The following is a 15,817-nucleotide window of genomic DNA, read 5'->3' on the forward strand; positions in this document are numbered from 1 at the left end:
GTCTTATTTTTTAACTAAATCCTTTAATCTATAGCTGCCAGCCGTAAATAATGCTAGAATTATCAATAATACTATAAATACATTTGGAAACAATATGGATTTTTCTAAGCTATCAAATATCCAATATTGTGGAGTAAATTTACCTAGATTTATTATAAACTTAGGAAGGTTTTGATACATTCCTCCTTGTGCAAACATTGCTAAAAGTAATGTCAATATAGAAAATAAAGATGTAACTAAAGAAGCAGAATGTTCATTTTTAAATAATCTAGTCATAGCCAAGGACAAAGTAATGGAAAAAAGACTTGCCAAAACAATATTTATGGTGATAATAGGAAAATTAACTATACTATATCCAGTGAATTTTGTACCTATTAATGCAATTAATATATTTCCTATGACTTGGAAGAACAATAGGGATAGACCTAGGCTTCCTAAAATCACACCACTCTTATTTGGAGTAGTAATGGCTCTTGATATAATATTTTTTTTTCTAAAATCCATTAATTCTGTAACAATAGAAGATGAACCTAGAATTATGAAATATATCAGCATCATAGTTACTAAATTCATATCTCCAGTAACTGCTTTTTTATTTTTTTCAAGTATAGTCTTAGTTTGGGAAATATATAAGTCCTCTTTATCTGAGATTATACCTTTATCCAGAAGTAGTTTTTCTTTGATAAATTCATTTATCTTATTATTTATTTCCATTTCCAGTGGAATTGTTATATTTCCTTCTTCCCTTTTATAAGATTCTATAATTGGCTTTTCATAATTATTTATTTTTTTACTAAAATCAGCAGGAATATTATATACTACAGCAACCTCATTGTTTTCAAGTAATTCCAAGGCTTTTTCTTTTTCATGTTGAAAAATCCATTGAGATTTAGAAGGAGAATCATATATTGTTTCCCATAAACTGCCTCGATCTTCAATATTATAAGCCACATTAACATTTGACATTCCACTAAATGTATTTGTATCTCCACTTTCTAGGAAATGAACAAAGAATATTACTGCAATAGGTGTTACAAGCATAATACCAACTTTAGCAGGGTCTTTAAGCATCCTCTTTATATTTACAACAATCAACTGAATTAGATTCATCTATTTACACCCCATTTCATTTGTATTAATAAAAGATTGACTAAATAAAGTATCATAGATATTCCTAGCATAATGAACAAATAATTATATATGGAAGAAAGATTATTATTTATTATATAATTTCTATAACTGTTTACAATAACAGCATCTGGTTTAAATTTAGCAAAAAAGCTAAAGATTGGGCTACTGTTCCATTTATCTAAAGGACCTATCATTCCACCAAAGATCATTTGAACTACTAAGAAGACTTGTAAAATAGGAATACCATATTTTTTCTTGAATAATGTGGAAATGAGACTACCTATGATTGTTATCATAAGACTTTGTACAAGGACAATTAAAAGCAAAATAGGTAATGATCCTTGAAAAGATAATCTACTAAGTCTAAAAGCTCCCACATAAATTAAATTAGCCACTATTATAGTTAGATAATTTGACATAAAACCATAATTAAAATATTGTATTCTTGTCATAGATGTAGACATTATCCTACTATATAGACCGTTTTCTTTTTCTAAGGAATCTGATGCAATAACTGCCATTAAAAATACAATAAAAGAAAAATTTAAAAAGGTAATAGAATAGTATTCAAAGGAACTTAAACTTTTTCTTACTTCATAAATATTGTTTTCTATTGAATTTGTACTGTATATATTATTTAATATATGATTTATTTCCATCATTAAGCTTTCTTTGTTTTCCTCAGATAATGAATTCCCCTCAAATCCTTTTTCAATGACCAATTTTTGACTGATTTCCAGATTATATTTATCTATTATATTGACTAAGATATTTCCCATAGTAGTAGAAGATTTTTCTTTTGCTTCTATCTTTATAGATGCTGGATTTTTACCAAGTAAGCTATTTCTATATCCTTCTGGAATTCTAAGGGTATAATCAAATTTATCACTATCTGTTGGCTCTATAGTAAGAACTTTAGACATTTCCCCACTACTTAAAAAAGATATTAATCCTTTAGACTCCCCAGTATTATCTTCATCTACTATTATAATTGAAAAAATAGGGTCATTAATTGCAGGAGTAAACATATCCTTTTGTACATATCCCATTACCAATGCAAGTATTATGGGAAAAATTGCATAGGATAAGACAAATGAAGGAAATTCTTTTATTAATCCTTTTAATGCAACTTTTAAATAAGCTAATAATTTCATTGTATCACTCCTAATCCCGTAAATTCTTTCCTGTAAGGCTTAAAAATACTTCTTCTAAATTTGGCTCATCTACATTGATGCTTTTTATTACTGAATTATTTTTCTCAAGGATTTTTAATAATGGCTCTAATTTAAAACTATCTCCCTTTACCAATAGTTTAATTTCATCATGATATACTTCACAATTTATTATAGAATCTAATAATTCAATACTATTGATTAAATCTCCATTGATATTGTCAGCTCTTAAATTAACTTTGTTATTATCACTAATCATAGATTTAACTGTTTTTTTATCTCCATAGGCTATTTCTTTACCTTCATCCATTATAAATATATTGTTGCAAAGATATTCTACTTCTTCCATATAGTGTGAAGTGTAAAGAATAGTGGTATTCTTTTCTCTATTTATAGATTTAATAAATTGAAAAATATGATTTCTTGATTGAGGGTCTATACCCACTGTAGGCTCATCGAGAATCAATATTTTTGGTTCGTGCATTATGGCAGCAGCAAGATTAAGTCTTCTTTTCATTCCACCAGAAAACTTTTTCACTTTATCCTTTCTTTTTTCGCTTAGTCCAGTTATATCTAAGGCATAGCCAATTTTCTCCTTTAAGGCTTTTCCTTTTAATCCATAAAGACTGCCAAAAAACTCTAGATTATCATAAGCAGATATGGTTTCCATTAATGCCAATTCCTGAGGAACTAACCCTAAGAATTCCTTTGCCTTTAATGATTCTTTCTTTATATCGAATCCACCGATTGAAATGTTACCATTGTTGGGATCTAGTAATCCAGTCATGATATTTATCAATGTGGATTTTCCAGCACCATTTGGACCAATTAAACCAAATATATCCCCTTCTTCAATGGTAAAAGAGATATTATCAAGTACAATTTTGTCTTCAAACTTTTTACTTATGTTTTTAACTTCTATAATTTTCATATAAATCCCTCCTATATTTTTATTATATGGTAAACTATGGTTAAATTTAATTGCCGTAGGTAATGAAAAAGTAGTGACTTTAGTCACTACTTAGTAAGATTATTTTTAAAGGCAAAGACTACTATTTGTGTACGATCACGAAGTTTAAGTTTTGATAGAATTGTACTTACGTTGTTTTTAATAGTTCCTTCAGAAAGAAATAGCCTTTCACCGATTTCTTTATTAGAGAGACCATCGGCAATATATTTTATAATTTCATATTCTTTATGGTTTAAATCATACTCTTCAAGGATATTATCTATATTATTTTCTGTTGAACTATGATTAAGAATATCATTTGCGATTTCAGGATGAATTACTATATTACCTTTTATAGCAGCCTTAATTCCTCCATAAATCAAATCAGGAGAGCTATCCTTTAAAAGATAGCCAGATGCTCCATTTTTTAAAGCTTCTTGTATGTACTCCATATCTTTAAATGTAGTTAAAATTAAAACTTTAGTATTTGGAAATTTCTCTTTGATAATCTTTGTACCAATTACTCCATTACATATAGGCATTCGTACATCCATTAAAACTAAATCAATATCATTGGATTCACATATATTCAATGCTTCATATCCATTTTCCCCCATGGAAACAACATCTATATCTTCATAGGTGGAGAGAATGATTTTAAGTCCTTCTTGTATTAATTTTTCATCATCAACAATTGCTATTTTAATTTTCTTCATGATATTTACCTCCATTTACTGCTTTCAAAACTATTCTAAGGAGAAATCCATTATTCTCCCTACTTTCATAACTAATGCTTCCCCCAAGTTCATTTACTCTTTCAGATATACTAGTTAGACCTATGCCTCTATTGATTATATTTGTTCCTACTCCATTATCCTGCAAGGTAAGAATTAAATCATCACCAAAGTGTAGAAAAATATTGATTTTAGTAGCCTTTCCATGTTTGGCAGAATTAGATAAAAACTCCTGTATAGCTCTATATAAAACTAAAGAAGTCTCTTCATTAATTTGCCATTTGTTTTTAGAAAATCCAAACTTAACATCTATACCTGTTAATTTGTTAAAATCTTTTATTAGATTTTCAATAATTAGTAAGGATTCATATTCTTGAAATTCCTTAGGTTTAAGTTCTCTTAAGGCTTTTCTAATTTCTTCAAGTCCATTTTTAGCAAAGTTTTTTAAATTTGAAGCCATTAAAGATGCAGCTTCTCCATTACTCTTTCCTATTTTTTCTATGGCACCTAGTTGAATTATTATAGTAGATAGACTATGGCCTACACTATCGTGAATTTCCCTTGAAATCCTATTTCTTTCTTTAAGTATAGATAAATCTCTAATTGAATCTGCATAAATTTCTAACTCTCGGTTTGTTTTAATCAAATTTTCTTCTGATAGTTTAAGTCTATGGTATAAGTCTTCTAATTTCAACTTATTATTATGTTCTTTTCCGATTATATCTGAAATAAATATTAAGGAAACCATAGAGGCTAAGAAGGATAATAATTGTTCTATAGATAAGTCCTTACCAGCATATAAAAGTATAATAATACCTAAAAAGCTGATGATATACCTACTGAAGTTTTTAATTAAAAATAAGCTGTCTGTTATACCTATAATGAAGTAAGGAAGAAGTAGGCCTTGGCATTTTGTATACAATATATATCCAAATATAAAATCAAAAAAAATAGATAAAAATACAATAGATGAAATATTACTAAAAAGAAAATAACGTAGTTGATTATTTATAATAAAAATCAAAGTTATTATAATGGAGAAAGTAGAAAAACTTTGTACTTCTGTAAGGGTAACTCCAAGTATTATTATACATAAGTTTATATATCTTATAATTAAAAGGTTTTTATTTTTCATATGGTACTCCCGCTTTTTATTTAAGTTTTATTTACATTATATCATTTAGAAATAAACATGGTTTATAAATAATGTAAAAAACAAAAAACTAATTAGAAAACATAGAAAATTCTAAAAAAACTTCCTTAAAGTATTGAGTAAAAGTATAAGGTGTGGTATCATATAATAAATTTAAAATCATATATTAAAATGAAAGGAAGTGGTTCTATGGAAAACAAACCTATAAGACAATGCAGCTACTGTAAAAAAGAGTTAGACAAGAGAGAATACAAATGTTCATACTGTGGTAAAGACAGCAGAAACTTTTTTATGCAGAATAAGGTATTATCGGGAATTATAATAGTTGTAATTATTTTTGTTGTTAGTAGAATGTTTGGCGGTGGTGGTGGCGGAAAAGCAAATGATGATGTGGTACAAGGAATAAATGATGTAAGTGGTGAAATTGTAATTACAGCAGAGGATTTAGCCAGAGCATTTGAAGAAGATAATGATAAGGCAGAGAGTGATTATAAAGGAAAAGTTGTTAGTATAGAAGGTACTATAATGAAAAAGGCAACGGCTATGGGAAAGACATATGTAGCACTTTCTACATATGACGGCGCTGAAGTAAGAGATGTTAGATGTTTCTTTAAAGAGCAAGAAGAAATAGATAAACTAGCAGATGTAAATGAAGGAGATACCATTATAGTAGAAGGAGAAATAACTCAAAAGGCAGTATTTATAACAGTAGAAAATTGTAAACTTAAATAAATTTAAGGGTAAAGATTTGTGCAAATCTTTACCCTTAAATTATTTTATTATTTGTCAATGTTTTTAAATATATGTTCAAGAATTTCAATACAGTTTGTAACAGTTCTTTTATCTTCATTGTCAATTACAGGATTTAATTCTACAAAATCCATAGAGGTAATAAATTTCTCACTTAAAAGTTGAGTGAATACTTCTTTTCCTTCATCTATGGAAAAACCATTGGGAACAGGCGTACCAGTTCCCGGTACTAAACTGGAATCAAGCACATCTATATCAAAACTTAAATGTACTCCGTCTACATTAGATTCTTTTATTTTTTCTATTATTTCTTTTAATACATTTTCTAATCCTCTTTCACCAACTGTTTCCATAGTATACATATTAAGGTTGAGTTCATTGGCAAGAGCTAATTCTCCAGAGTCAATATCTCTGCATCCTAAAAGGTACACATTTTCAGGTTTTACTTTTTCACCATTATAGTATATATTTGTAACACTACTATCTCCTACATTCATTGATGCAGCTAAAGGTACACCATGTAAATTTCCTGAAGGAGAAGTTTCAAAGGTATTTATATCTCCATGGGCATCAACCCAAATTACAGCCATATCTTTAAAAAAATTACTTGCACCTGCAATACTTCCCATACCTAGTGCATGGTCTCCTCCTATTACAAAAGGAAAACCACTTCCTTTAAGTGAGCAGTATACGTTATTAGCTAAGTTGGTATTGATTTCTATTATTGGATTCAAATATTTCATTTTTGGATGATCCCGATACTTTAATTCTTTTGATAGAGTTGGAACATATATATCCCCCATATCAAAAACATTGTGTCCATTTTTTTTAATAATGTCAATAATTCCATATTCCCTAAGAATCTTAGGTCCGAAATTTACACCATCTATATCACAACCATAACTTAAAGGTACTCCAATTACATTAATATCCACTTATCAAGACCTCCTTAATATATAATCTACTATATTATACCATGTATTAAAGAAGAGTGTTAAAAAAACTAGTTTCTCTAGGAAGAAATTATTATGTTATAATTAATATATTAATTATATAGAGGTGACAAGATGGCAAAGTTTTACTATGGAGTAAGAAAAGGAAGATTTCCTGGTATATATGAAACGTGGAAGAAATGTGAGGAACAAATAAGAGGATATTCAGGTGCGGAATATAAGAAATTTCCCACATATGAAGAAGCCTTAATGTTTATAGATGGGGGAAATCAGGCTATAGATTTAGTAGATGAAAAGGATTTGAAAGAAAATGAAGCCATAGCTTATGTAGATGGAAGTTTTGATATTAAAAACTTTACATATAGTTATGGAGTAGTATTTATAGATAGTAACAGAAAAGAAACATATAGTGGAAGAGATAATAATAAAGAATTGGCAGAAATGAGAAATGTATCAGGAGAAATAAAGGGAGCTATGGTGGCCATGGAATTAGCCATAGAAAAAAGAATAAAAACTTTATACCTTCATTTTGATTATACTGGAATAGAACAATGGGCAATAGGCAGCTGGAAAACCAATAAAAATGGAACAAAGGCATATAAAGAGTTCTATGATTCTATAAAGGATAAATTAAAAGTAGTGTTTATAAAGGTAAAAGGTCATTCTGGAGTAAAATATAATGAAGAAGCAGATAAATTAGCAAAAGAAGCTATAATGGAATAAGAATAACTTCGATTTTGGTGCTTTGCACCAAGAATCGGAGTTATTCTATTTTTTGAAAACTAATATTATTTTTATTAAGTAATTCTATGGCATAATCGTCTATTCTGTAATCATTTTTATAATATATACTTTTAATTCCAGATTGGATTAATGCCTTTGTACAATTGAGGCAAGGAAAATGAGTTACATAGGCAGTACATCCTTTTACAGAAATTCCTTCCCTAGCACAATATAATAGGGCATTAATTTCAGCATGAATAGTGGCTATACAATGTCCATCTCTCATGGTATGTCCAACATCATCACAATGAGGATTGCCAGAGACTGAACCATTATATCCGCTAGATACAATTCGATTATCATCATTAACTAATAAACAACCTACAAAAGCCCTATTACAAGTAGAACGTGTTGCTACTAATTCTGTGATTTCCATAAAATATTTTTTCCAAGATTTTCTTCTTTCCATATCTATCCTCCTAAATTTATATGAAATATTATATCATAGAAAACAAGAATAATAACATAAAGTATAGAGGATAATATAAAAGCATAAAGGAGAACTTTTCTATTCATTATAAAAAAATTATAGGTGAAGTTTTTATATTGTTGGGTATATTTAATATAATTAACAATTAATTACAGGAGGATTAAATGAAAAAAAGATTTTATTTACTTATGGCAATAGTAGGTATATTTTTAGGTTTATTTTCTGTTAAAGTTGTAGAAGTTTTAGGAGATAAAAATTATACTATGATTCAAGTAAGGGAAAATGCAGGAGAGGAAATAATAAAAGAAACACCAATAGATGTAGAAAAAGTAGTGGGTTTTACAGAAGAAACAGAGGAGTTTCAAAACCTTAGTATTTCTTTAATAGGGGATATATTAATGGATGGAAGTGTAAAGACATATATAAATAAAAATGGTTTTAATTATCCTTGGGATAATGTACGTGAATATTTTCAAAATGATGATATAACCATAGGAAATTTGGAAACCAGTATTACCAACAAGGGAACAAAATGGCCTAATAAGCAATTTAACTTTCGTTCTAATCCAAAGAATATAAAAGCCATGGAGGAGGCGGGAGTAGATATAGTGTCACTTTCTAATAATCATTCTTTAGACTATGGTTATGATGGACTTATAGATACATTAAAGCATATAGATAACAGCAAAATAAAAAGAGTTGGGGCTGGATATAATAAAAAAGATGCAATTAAAGGTACCATAGTTGAAAGAAATGGAATTACAGTAGGAGTTTTAGGATTCTCTAGAGTAGTACCTGATGTTAAATGGTATGCATCAGGAAAAAGAGCAGGACTTGTGGGAGCATATGACCCTCATGTACAAGAAGTATTGGACAGAGTGAAGGAAATGAAAGAGGAAGTAGATATATTGGTTTTGGCTATTCATTGGGGAGTAGAAAGAAGTGATACTCCTAGAAAGCAAGAGATGGATTTAGCGAAAAAACTAGTTGATTCTGGAGTGGACATAGTAATGGGTCATCATCCTCATGTTTTACAAGGGATAGAGATTTATAAAGGCAAACCAATATTTTATAGTTTAGGCAACTTTGTATTTGGAACATCTTCTGAACTTACATCAAATACTATGATTGCACAAGTAAATTTAGTTGAAAAGAATATAGATAATATTAAAATAATACCTTGCGAAATAGTACATGGTAGACCTGTACCTTTACATAAGGAGAAAAGAATAGCGAAAATAAACTATTTATATAAAATATCTAAAAACTTTGGAACTAATATAGATGAAAATGGGTTAATCAAAATAGTAAAGGAGTAAGGATGTGTTATAAATGTATGGTTTGGTTCTAGAAGGCGGTGGTGCTAAAGGTTCTTATCATATTGGCGTATATAAGGCCCTAAAAGAACTGGGTATAGAAATAAGTGGAATAACAGGTACTTCAATTGGAGCTTTAAATGGTGCAATGATAGTGCAAAATGATTATGAAAGGTGTTATGATCTTTGGTGTGACATAACTTATTCTATGGTGGCGGATGTAGATGATGAAGATATAGATAAGATAATGCAGCTGAAACTAGTAAAAGAAGATTTATCTTTTTTAAAGGAAAAAATAAAAACACTTATAGTAGGAAGAGGATTAGATATTACTCCATTAAAAGATTTGTTGGATGTATATATAGACGAAGAAAAAATTAGAAATTCCAAAATGGATTTCGGAATGGTAGCAATAAATTTAAGTCAAAGAAAACCATTATATTCGTTTATTGAAGATATACCAAAGGGTGAATTAAAAAATTATTTAATGGCAAGTGCATATCTGCCAATATTCAAATCAGAGAAGATAAATGGTGAACGCTTTTTAGATGGAGGTTTTTATGATAATTTACCATTTAAGATGTTAGTAGAAAGAGGATATAAGGACTTGATTTTAATAAGAACTCATGCTATGGGATATACTAGGAAAATAGATTTGCCTCTAGATGTAAATGCGAAAATTATATCTCCCTCTGATAATATAGGCAAGTCCTATGAATATGATGGAAATAAAGCTAAGAGCAATATAGAGCTTGGATACTATGATGGATTAAAAGCTATAAAAGGATTGAAGGGCAATAGATATTATATATGTCCTGAAGATAATAAGGATTATTATCTTGAATTTTTCCTCAGTATTAAAGAAGAAGAAGTAAGAAAGATGGAAAAAATATTGAAGCTTCCAGAGATGTACTATAGAAGGTCTTTATTTGAACATATAATACCAAAAATATGTTCAATGATTGCTATGGATAGGGACTGCAGTTACGAGGAAATATTTATCTATTTATTAGAAAAAAAAGCAGAATATTTAAAGATAGAAAGATTTGAAATTTATGATGTTAAGAATTTATTATCTTTAGTAGAAGATAGTGCAATAGATGTAGATAAAGAAGAATTAGGAACTCTAGATAAAATAATAGAAAAGGTAGATATTCTTCCTGTGCTGAATAAGGAAAGTATATTACTTCAAATTGCAAATATAATCTTTAGGAGAAGAGATTAAAATAAATGATAATTATTATCAAATATATGTTTAGATTGTAAATAGAAGGATATAAATACAATAGTGAAACACATCACGAATAAAATTATAAATTACGGAGGTATAAAATGGATAGAATAGTTGGGAAAAAAGCACCAGATTTTAGGATGAATACTTGCGATGGTCAAACTTGCGATTTTGGTGAAGTAAAGTTATCAGATTATGAAGGAAAATGGTTAGTTATGTTCTTTTATCCACTAGACTTTACTTTTGTATGCCCTACAGAAATTACAGCATATAGTAAGAGAATTGAAGACTTTAAAAAAGAAAATGCAGAAGTATTATCTGTCTCAGTAGATAGTGAACATTCACATAAAGCATGGATTAATTCCAGTTTAGGAAAAGTAAATTTTCCAATGGCTTCTGATATGACTAAACAAGTATCAAAAGACTATGGAGTATTACTAGAAGAAACAGGAGTTGCTTTAAGAGGATTATTTATCATAGACCCAGAAGGAATAGTTAGATATTCAGTAGTTCATGATTTAAATGTAGGAAGATCAGTAGATGAAACTTTAAGAGTTCTTAAAGCCCTAAAAACAGGGGGACTTTGCCCAGTAGATTGGGATGAAGGAGAAGAACTGCTTTAAAATAAAAGGAGTCTAACAGACTCCTTTTATTTTTATCCTTATTTATTAGCCAGAGGAGGAAACAATGGATATAGAAAAGATTAGTGAAATAATTAGAGATAGAACTCCTATGCCCATAGATATAAAAAAGAATTACTCTGTACTTATACCAATTATTGAAAAGGATAATAGGTTGGAAATAATATATGAACTTAGGTCTAAAAATCTAAATAACCAACCTGGTGAAATATCATTTCCTGGTGGAGAAGTAGAGCATAAAGAAACATTTGTAGATGCAGCCATAAGGGAAACTATGGAAGAGTTAAATATAGAAAGAAAAAATATAAATATAATTGGAGAATTAGATTATTTGGTTTCCTATGCAAATATGACCATTCATTGTTTTCTAGGCACAATATCTGGATTAAATGTGGATAATATAGTTCCAAATGTTTCTGAAGTAGATCATATATTCACAGTGCCATTAGATTTTTTCTTAGAAAATGAGCCTGATATTTATTATTTAGATTTAAAAACTGTATTAAATGATGAATTTCCCTATAATTTAATTCCTAAGGGAAGAGATTATAATTGGAGACGTGGCAGACACTCGGTTATGTTTTATCATTATAATAACTATATAATTTGGGGATTTACTGCTAGAATGACTAAACAGTTTATAGATATAATAAGAGGACTAGTTTAAACTAGCCCTCTTATTATGCTCTTATATTGTGGTTTTATCACTATTTAGATTTTTGACACTCCTAGTTACAAAATATATAGTAATTATAGAAGCTACCAAATCTGATATAGGTCCCGCCAACCAAACTCCTGTTAATCCATAGATTTTAGGTAAAATAATTAATGCAGGAATAAGTACTAAAACTTGTCTTGATAAGCTAAGTAACATAGCATGTTTTGGTTTTCCAATGGCTTGAAAATAATTGGAGCTTACCACTTGAATTCCTACAATTGGAAACATTGCCAAATATATTCTCATACCAGGAACGCCTATTTTAGAAATCTCTGTTAGATTTCCACCTTTACTTATGAACATTTTATATAACTGAATAGGAAATAATTGAGTCAGTATAAATCCAGTCGTAGTTATACAAGTAGCGCCTATAATCGCATATTTTAAAGTCTTTTTAACCCTATCATATTTTTCTGCCCCATAATTAAATCCTATAATAGGTTGTGCACCTTGATTTATTCCAAAAACAGGCATCATTACCATCATAGCAATACTATTAATAACAGCCATACTAGAATTGGCTAAGTCACCACCATAGTTTTTTAGACTATTATTTAATAATACAGTTACCATACTACCTGCCAACTGCATACTAAAAGGTCCAAGACCAATGGCAACAATATTTTTTGCTATATCTAATTTTGGTTTTAGATATTCTTTTTTAATAGTAAGCATACTATTTCCACCAAAGAAATACCTCATAACCCATATAGCTGATAAGGCTTGAGAAATAATAGTTGCTAATGCTGCACCGCTTACGCCCATATTAAACCAAAATATAAAAATAGGATCAAGTATAGTATTTGAAATAGCTCCTATTAACATGGTTTTCATTGCAATAGTTGGACTGCCTTCACCACGAATAAAGTTATTCATACCAAGACCAATAGCTTGGAATACAGCACCAATAAGTATGATTTTCATATAATCATAAGCATATTGAAAATTAGAGGGAGATGCACCAAACAAATCGAGTAAAGGTTTTAAAAATATAAGTCCAAATATAGTTATAAGTAATGAAGTAAGTATTAAAAGAATAAATGAATTTCCTGTAACTTTTTCAGCTTCTTCTTTTTTATTTTGCCCTAGCTTGATGGAAACCAAAGTATTTCCACCTATACCTATTAACATACTAAATGCCATTATGATTAAGGATATGGGAGAGCTAATAAATAACCCACCTATGGCAAGGTCGCCTACACCTAAACCGATAAAGATTCTATCAACAACGTTATATAAGGCATTTACCACCATTCCAGTAATTGCTGGAATGGAAAATTTAATAAGTAATTTTCCAATAGGTTCCTCACCGAGCAATTTTCTTCTTTGGTTTTCTTTGTCCATTCTATCACCTACATAAAATAATTAGTCTCCCCAATATTTAGGGAGACCAATTATTATTATACCACAAAAAAGTATATATATTTAAAAAATATTTTTATTTTAAATTAGTTGGTAAACATTTGAGTCCAATAGTTTGTCCCATTGCTTGACTTTGCTAAGCCAACACCTATTTTATTAAAGCTTGGATTCATTATGTTCGCCCTATGTCCAGATGAATTCATCCATCCGTTAACTACAGATTGGGCAGTAAGTTGACCTTTTGCAATGTTTTCTCCAGCAGTATTATATTTGATACCAAAGGATTTCATCATGTCAAAAGGTGAACCATAAGTAGGTGATGTATGACTAAAGTAATTCTTTGATGCCATATCTTCTGATTTTTTTCTAGCTACATTTGAAAGTTCAGAACTTGCTACAAATGGCTGTAAACCTTCTTTTTGTCTTTCAATATTTACAAGCCTTACTACTTCAGCTTCCATTGCTGATAAACCAGGTGTTGATGGAGTCTCAGTTGCTGGTGGAGTAGGTGTAGTTGGGTTTGATGGATTTGATGGTTCTGATGTATCCGGTTTACTTGGTTTTGATGGTTCTGATGTATCTGGTTTACTTGGAGTACTTGGCTTTGGAAGTTCCACAACATTTCCAGGTCTATTTGTTGGTTTAGTAACTACTACAGACCAATTGAATGTAGGGTACTTATCAACCACTGTATTTTGTTGGATATTTGAGTTATTTTTATATTTATTGTTATAATTATAGTTTAAAGTATAACCATTGTTACAGTTAAAATTATTAAAGTCATAACTTGCAGCATTAGCTGTAGATAAACTTAATATAGTACCAGCCAACAGTGAATAAACTACCTTTTTCTTCATACTCTTCATTTTTTGTATCCTCCTTAAAAATCTATATAAATTTAACTTCTTCCACTTGCCTCCTTTCAAATTGGTTACAAATGTATTACAAATGTATTACATTTTTTAAAGTATAACACTTAATACATGGAGAGAGAAACCCTCAGATTATGACAGTTGTGGATAATCATGGAATCATATATACTATATATAGTAGGAAATAATTATGATTTTTGTTGACTAGTATTATAAATTAGAATTATTAAGGAAATAGTGATAATTTGTATAATATCTACATAGGATTATTATCTGCCAAGTAATATAATACTTTTATATTATAAGGATTCAGATAATTTATAAGGAGTGATGAATTATGAATAATATGGTATTGAAAGGTGATATTGCATTTACACCAACTAAGGATATAATGGAAATTCATAAGAATTCATACATAATCATAGAAGAAGGAAAAGTAGTAGATATTTGTAACCAGTTAGATAATTCCTACAAAGGCTATCTTCTAAAAGATTTCACAGGGAAAATAATTATACCAGGATTTGTAGACTTACATCTTCATGCTCCTCAATATCCTAATATGGGATTAGGACTAGATAAAGAGCTTATTCCTTGGCTAGATACTTATACATTTCCAGAAGAGGGAAAATATGATGATTTAGATTATGCTAGAAAAGTATTTTCTAAACTTATAAAGGATTTATGGAGATTTGGAACTACAAGATCTGTTGTGTTTTCAAGCATACATAAGGAAAGTACCAAGCTTCTTATGAATATGTTCATAGCATCAGGATTAGGTGCTTATGTGGGCAAAGTAAATATGGATAGAAATACAGCTGAAGAATTGATGGAAAATACTAAAAAGTCCATAGAAGATACAGAAGAAATATTGAAGGAATGTTGTGAATCAGATTTAGTGAAGCCTATAGTAACCCCTAGATTTGCACCTACTTGTTCAGAGGAAATGCTGTCAAAGTTGGGGGAACTGGCTATTAAGTATGATGTACCTGTGCAGTCACATTTAAGTGAAAACACATCAGAAGTTATTTGGGTAAAAGAGCTTTTCCCTAATTCTAAAAATTATGCTTCAGTTTATGATGAATTTAATCTTTTAGGTAAAACAAAAACTATAATGGCACATTGTGTATATAATACTGATGAAGAAATCGACTTAATGGGTAGAAATAAAGTGTATGCTGCTCATTGTCCTTATTCAAACTATAATTTATCCAGCGGTATAATGCCTGTTAGGAAATATTTAGACAAAGGCGTACCAGTAGGATTAGCATCAGATATTTCTGGTGGAAATAGTTTAAGTATAATGGATATCATAGGAGGCACTATCCAAGCTTCTAAGATGAAGTGGCTAGAAAGCAATAAAGAGCTTCAGCCTCTTACATTTAACGAAGGGTTTTTCCTTGGAACTAAAGGGGGAGGAAGTTTCTTTGGTGAAGTAGGAAGTTTTGAAAAAGGTTATGATTTTGATGCACTTATAATAGATGATAGTTCTTTAATAGGATTAAATGAATTATCTATAGAAGAAAGACTACAAAAAATAATATATACAGGCGATGATAGAAATATAATTGAAAGATATGTAAAGGGAATAAAAATAGAGGAGCCCTTTACATCTTAAAAGGAGT

16 protein-coding genes are annotated in these 15,817 nt (G+C 29.4%); 7 read left to right on the forward strand and 9 right to left on the reverse strand.

Annotated features, from left to right (window positions below; translation table 11 throughout):
• Positions 1–3 precede the first annotated feature (3 nt).
• The 5 genes from FYJ83_RS03455 to FYJ83_RS03475 all read right to left on the reverse strand — a co-directional run bounded on the left by FYJ83_RS03455 (position 4) and on the right by FYJ83_RS03475 (position 5,121).
• Positions 4–1,110: an ABC transporter permease gene (locus FYJ83_RS03455; RefSeq protein WP_154438944.1), complete on the reverse strand. Its 1,107-nt coding sequence runs from the start codon at positions 1,108–1,110 to the stop codon at positions 4–6.
• Positions 1,107–2,285: an ABC transporter permease gene (locus FYJ83_RS03460; protein ID WP_154438945.1), complete on the reverse strand. Its 1,179-nt coding sequence runs from the start codon at positions 2,283–2,285 to the stop codon at positions 1,107–1,109. The genes FYJ83_RS03455 and FYJ83_RS03460 overlap by 4 nt, the downstream gene beginning before the upstream one ends.
• Positions 2,286–2,295: 10 nt before the next feature.
• Positions 2,296–3,234 (reverse strand): ABC transporter ATP-binding protein, encoded by a 939-nt coding sequence (locus tag FYJ83_RS03465; RefSeq protein ID WP_154438946.1) that lies wholly within the window; start codon positions 3,232–3,234, stop codon positions 2,296–2,298.
• 86 nt (positions 3,235–3,320) lie between these two features.
• Positions 3,321–3,968, reverse strand: a complete 648-nt coding sequence (locus FYJ83_RS03470; protein WP_154438947.1) for a response regulator transcription factor — start codon at positions 3,966–3,968, stop codon at positions 3,321–3,323.
• Entirely contained in the window at positions 3,955–5,121 is a 1,167-nt protein-coding gene (locus FYJ83_RS03475; protein WP_154438948.1) for a sensor histidine kinase, read from the reverse strand. The genes FYJ83_RS03470 and FYJ83_RS03475 overlap by 14 nt, the downstream gene beginning before the upstream one ends.
• A 207-nt stretch (positions 5,122–5,328) precedes the next feature.
• On the opposite strand from FYJ83_RS03475, the gene FYJ83_RS03480 reads away from it, so the two are divergent.
• Positions 5,329–5,871 (forward strand): OB-fold protein, encoded by a 543-nt coding sequence (locus FYJ83_RS03480; RefSeq protein ID WP_195837908.1) that lies wholly within the window; start codon positions 5,329–5,331, stop codon positions 5,869–5,871.
• Positions 5,872–5,918: 47 nt separating this feature from the next.
• On the opposite strand, the gene rocF is transcribed toward FYJ83_RS03480, so the two are convergent.
• Positions 5,919–6,824, reverse strand: a complete 906-nt coding sequence (rocF, locus tag FYJ83_RS03485; protein ID WP_216584861.1) for an arginase — start codon at positions 6,822–6,824, stop codon at positions 5,919–5,921.
• 132 nt (positions 6,825–6,956) lie between these two features.
• On the opposite strand from rocF, the gene FYJ83_RS03490 reads away from it, so the two are divergent.
• Positions 6,957–7,565, forward strand: coding sequence for a ribonuclease H1 domain-containing protein (locus FYJ83_RS03490; protein ID WP_154438950.1), 609 nt, complete (start codon positions 6,957–6,959; stop codon positions 7,563–7,565).
• A gap of 40 nt (positions 7,566–7,605) precedes the next feature.
• Here the strand turns inward: FYJ83_RS03490 and FYJ83_RS03495 are convergent, their stop codons facing one another.
• The gene (locus FYJ83_RS03495; protein WP_154438951.1) at positions 7,606–8,034 is read right to left on the reverse strand and encodes a deoxycytidylate deaminase; all 429 of its coding nucleotides are present in this window, start codon (positions 8,032–8,034) and stop codon (positions 7,606–7,608) included.
• Positions 8,035–8,219: 185 nt separating this feature from the next.
• Here FYJ83_RS03495 and FYJ83_RS03500 point away from each other — a divergent pair, with 185 nt between their 5' ends.
• The 4 genes from FYJ83_RS03500 (at position 8,220) to FYJ83_RS03515 (ending at position 11,910) form a co-directional block, all read left to right on the forward strand.
• The gene (locus FYJ83_RS03500) at positions 8,220–9,374 is read left to right on the forward strand and encodes a CapA family protein (RefSeq protein ID WP_154438952.1); all 1,155 of its coding nucleotides are present in this window, start codon (positions 8,220–8,222) and stop codon (positions 9,372–9,374) included.
• Between the two features lie 13 nt (positions 9,375–9,387).
• The gene (locus tag FYJ83_RS03505; protein WP_154438953.1) at positions 9,388–10,596 is read left to right on the forward strand and encodes a patatin-like phospholipase family protein; all 1,209 of its coding nucleotides are present in this window, start codon (positions 9,388–9,390) and stop codon (positions 10,594–10,596) included.
• 107 nt (positions 10,597–10,703) lie between these two features.
• Entirely contained in the window at positions 10,704–11,225 is a 522-nt protein-coding gene (locus tag FYJ83_RS03510) for a peroxiredoxin (RefSeq protein ID WP_154438954.1), read from the forward strand.
• Positions 11,226–11,289: 64 nt separating this feature from the next.
• Positions 11,290–11,910, forward strand: coding sequence for an NUDIX hydrolase (locus tag FYJ83_RS03515; RefSeq protein WP_154438955.1), 621 nt, complete (start codon positions 11,290–11,292; stop codon positions 11,908–11,910).
• 21 nt (positions 11,911–11,931) lie between these two features.
• On the opposite strand, the gene FYJ83_RS03520 is transcribed toward FYJ83_RS03515, so the two are convergent.
• Together FYJ83_RS03520 and FYJ83_RS03525 are read right to left on the reverse strand one after the other, a co-directional pair.
• Positions 11,932–13,305, reverse strand: a complete 1,374-nt coding sequence (locus tag FYJ83_RS03520) for an MATE family efflux transporter (protein ID WP_154438956.1) — start codon at positions 13,303–13,305, stop codon at positions 11,932–11,934.
• 104 nt (positions 13,306–13,409) lie between these two features.
• Positions 13,410–14,189, reverse strand: a complete 780-nt coding sequence (locus tag FYJ83_RS03525) for a CAP domain-containing protein (RefSeq protein WP_216584862.1) — start codon at positions 14,187–14,189, stop codon at positions 13,410–13,412.
• Positions 14,190–14,532: 343 nt separating this feature from the next.
• Between FYJ83_RS03525 and guaD the strand changes: the two genes are divergently transcribed.
• The gene (gene guaD, locus FYJ83_RS03530) at positions 14,533–15,810 is read left to right on the forward strand and encodes a guanine deaminase (protein ID WP_154438957.1); all 1,278 of its coding nucleotides are present in this window, start codon (positions 14,533–14,535) and stop codon (positions 15,808–15,810) included.
• Positions 15,811–15,817: the final 7 nt, after the last annotated feature.

The organism is Tissierella pigra, assembly GCF_009695605.1.
GTDB classification, from domain to species: Bacteria; Bacillota; Clostridia; order Tissierellales; family Tissierellaceae; genus Tissierella; species Tissierella pigra.

Bases quoted from the DNA above. Each gene is read 5' to 3' on its own strand.
- FYJ83_RS03455 (WP_154438944.1), bottom strand. From the start codon at position 1,110: ATGAATCTAATTCAGTTGATTGTTGTAAATATAAAGAGGATGCTTAAA.
- FYJ83_RS03460 (WP_154438945.1), bottom strand. From the start codon at position 2,285: ATGAAATTATTAGCTTATTTAAAAGTTGCATTAAAAGGATTAATAAAA.
- FYJ83_RS03465 (WP_154438946.1), bottom strand. From the start codon at position 3,234: ATGAAAATTATAGAAGTTAAAAACATAAGTAAAAAGTTTGAAGACAAA.
- FYJ83_RS03470 (WP_154438947.1), bottom strand. From the start codon at position 3,968: ATGAAGAAAATTAAAATAGCAATTGTTGATGATGAAAAATTAATACAA.
- FYJ83_RS03475 (WP_154438948.1), bottom strand. From the start codon at position 5,121: ATGAAAAATAAAAACCTTTTAATTATAAGATATATAAACTTATGTATA.
- FYJ83_RS03480 (WP_195837908.1), top strand. From the start codon at position 5,329: ATGGAAAACAAACCTATAAGACAATGCAGCTACTGTAAAAAAGAGTTA.
- FYJ83_RS03490 (WP_154438950.1), top strand. From the start codon at position 6,957: ATGGCAAAGTTTTACTATGGAGTAAGAAAAGGAAGATTTCCTGGTATA.
- FYJ83_RS03495 (WP_154438951.1), bottom strand. From the start codon at position 8,034: ATGGAAAGAAGAAAATCTTGGAAAAAATATTTTATGGAAATCACAGAA.
- FYJ83_RS03500 (WP_154438952.1), top strand. From the start codon at position 8,220: ATGAAAAAAAGATTTTATTTACTTATGGCAATAGTAGGTATATTTTTA.
- FYJ83_RS03505 (WP_154438953.1), top strand. From the start codon at position 9,388: ATGTATGGTTTGGTTCTAGAAGGCGGTGGTGCTAAAGGTTCTTATCAT.
- FYJ83_RS03510 (WP_154438954.1), top strand. From the start codon at position 10,704: ATGGATAGAATAGTTGGGAAAAAAGCACCAGATTTTAGGATGAATACT.
- FYJ83_RS03515 (WP_154438955.1), top strand. From the start codon at position 11,290: ATGGATATAGAAAAGATTAGTGAAATAATTAGAGATAGAACTCCTATG.
- FYJ83_RS03520 (WP_154438956.1), bottom strand. From the start codon at position 13,305: ATGGACAAAGAAAACCAAAGAAGAAAATTGCTCGGTGAGGAACCTATT.
- FYJ83_RS03525 (WP_216584862.1), bottom strand. From the start codon at position 14,189: ATGAAGAGTATGAAGAAAAAGGTAGTTTATTCACTGTTGGCTGGTACT.
- guaD (WP_154438957.1), top strand. From the start codon at position 14,533: ATGAATAATATGGTATTGAAAGGTGATATTGCATTTACACCAACTAAG.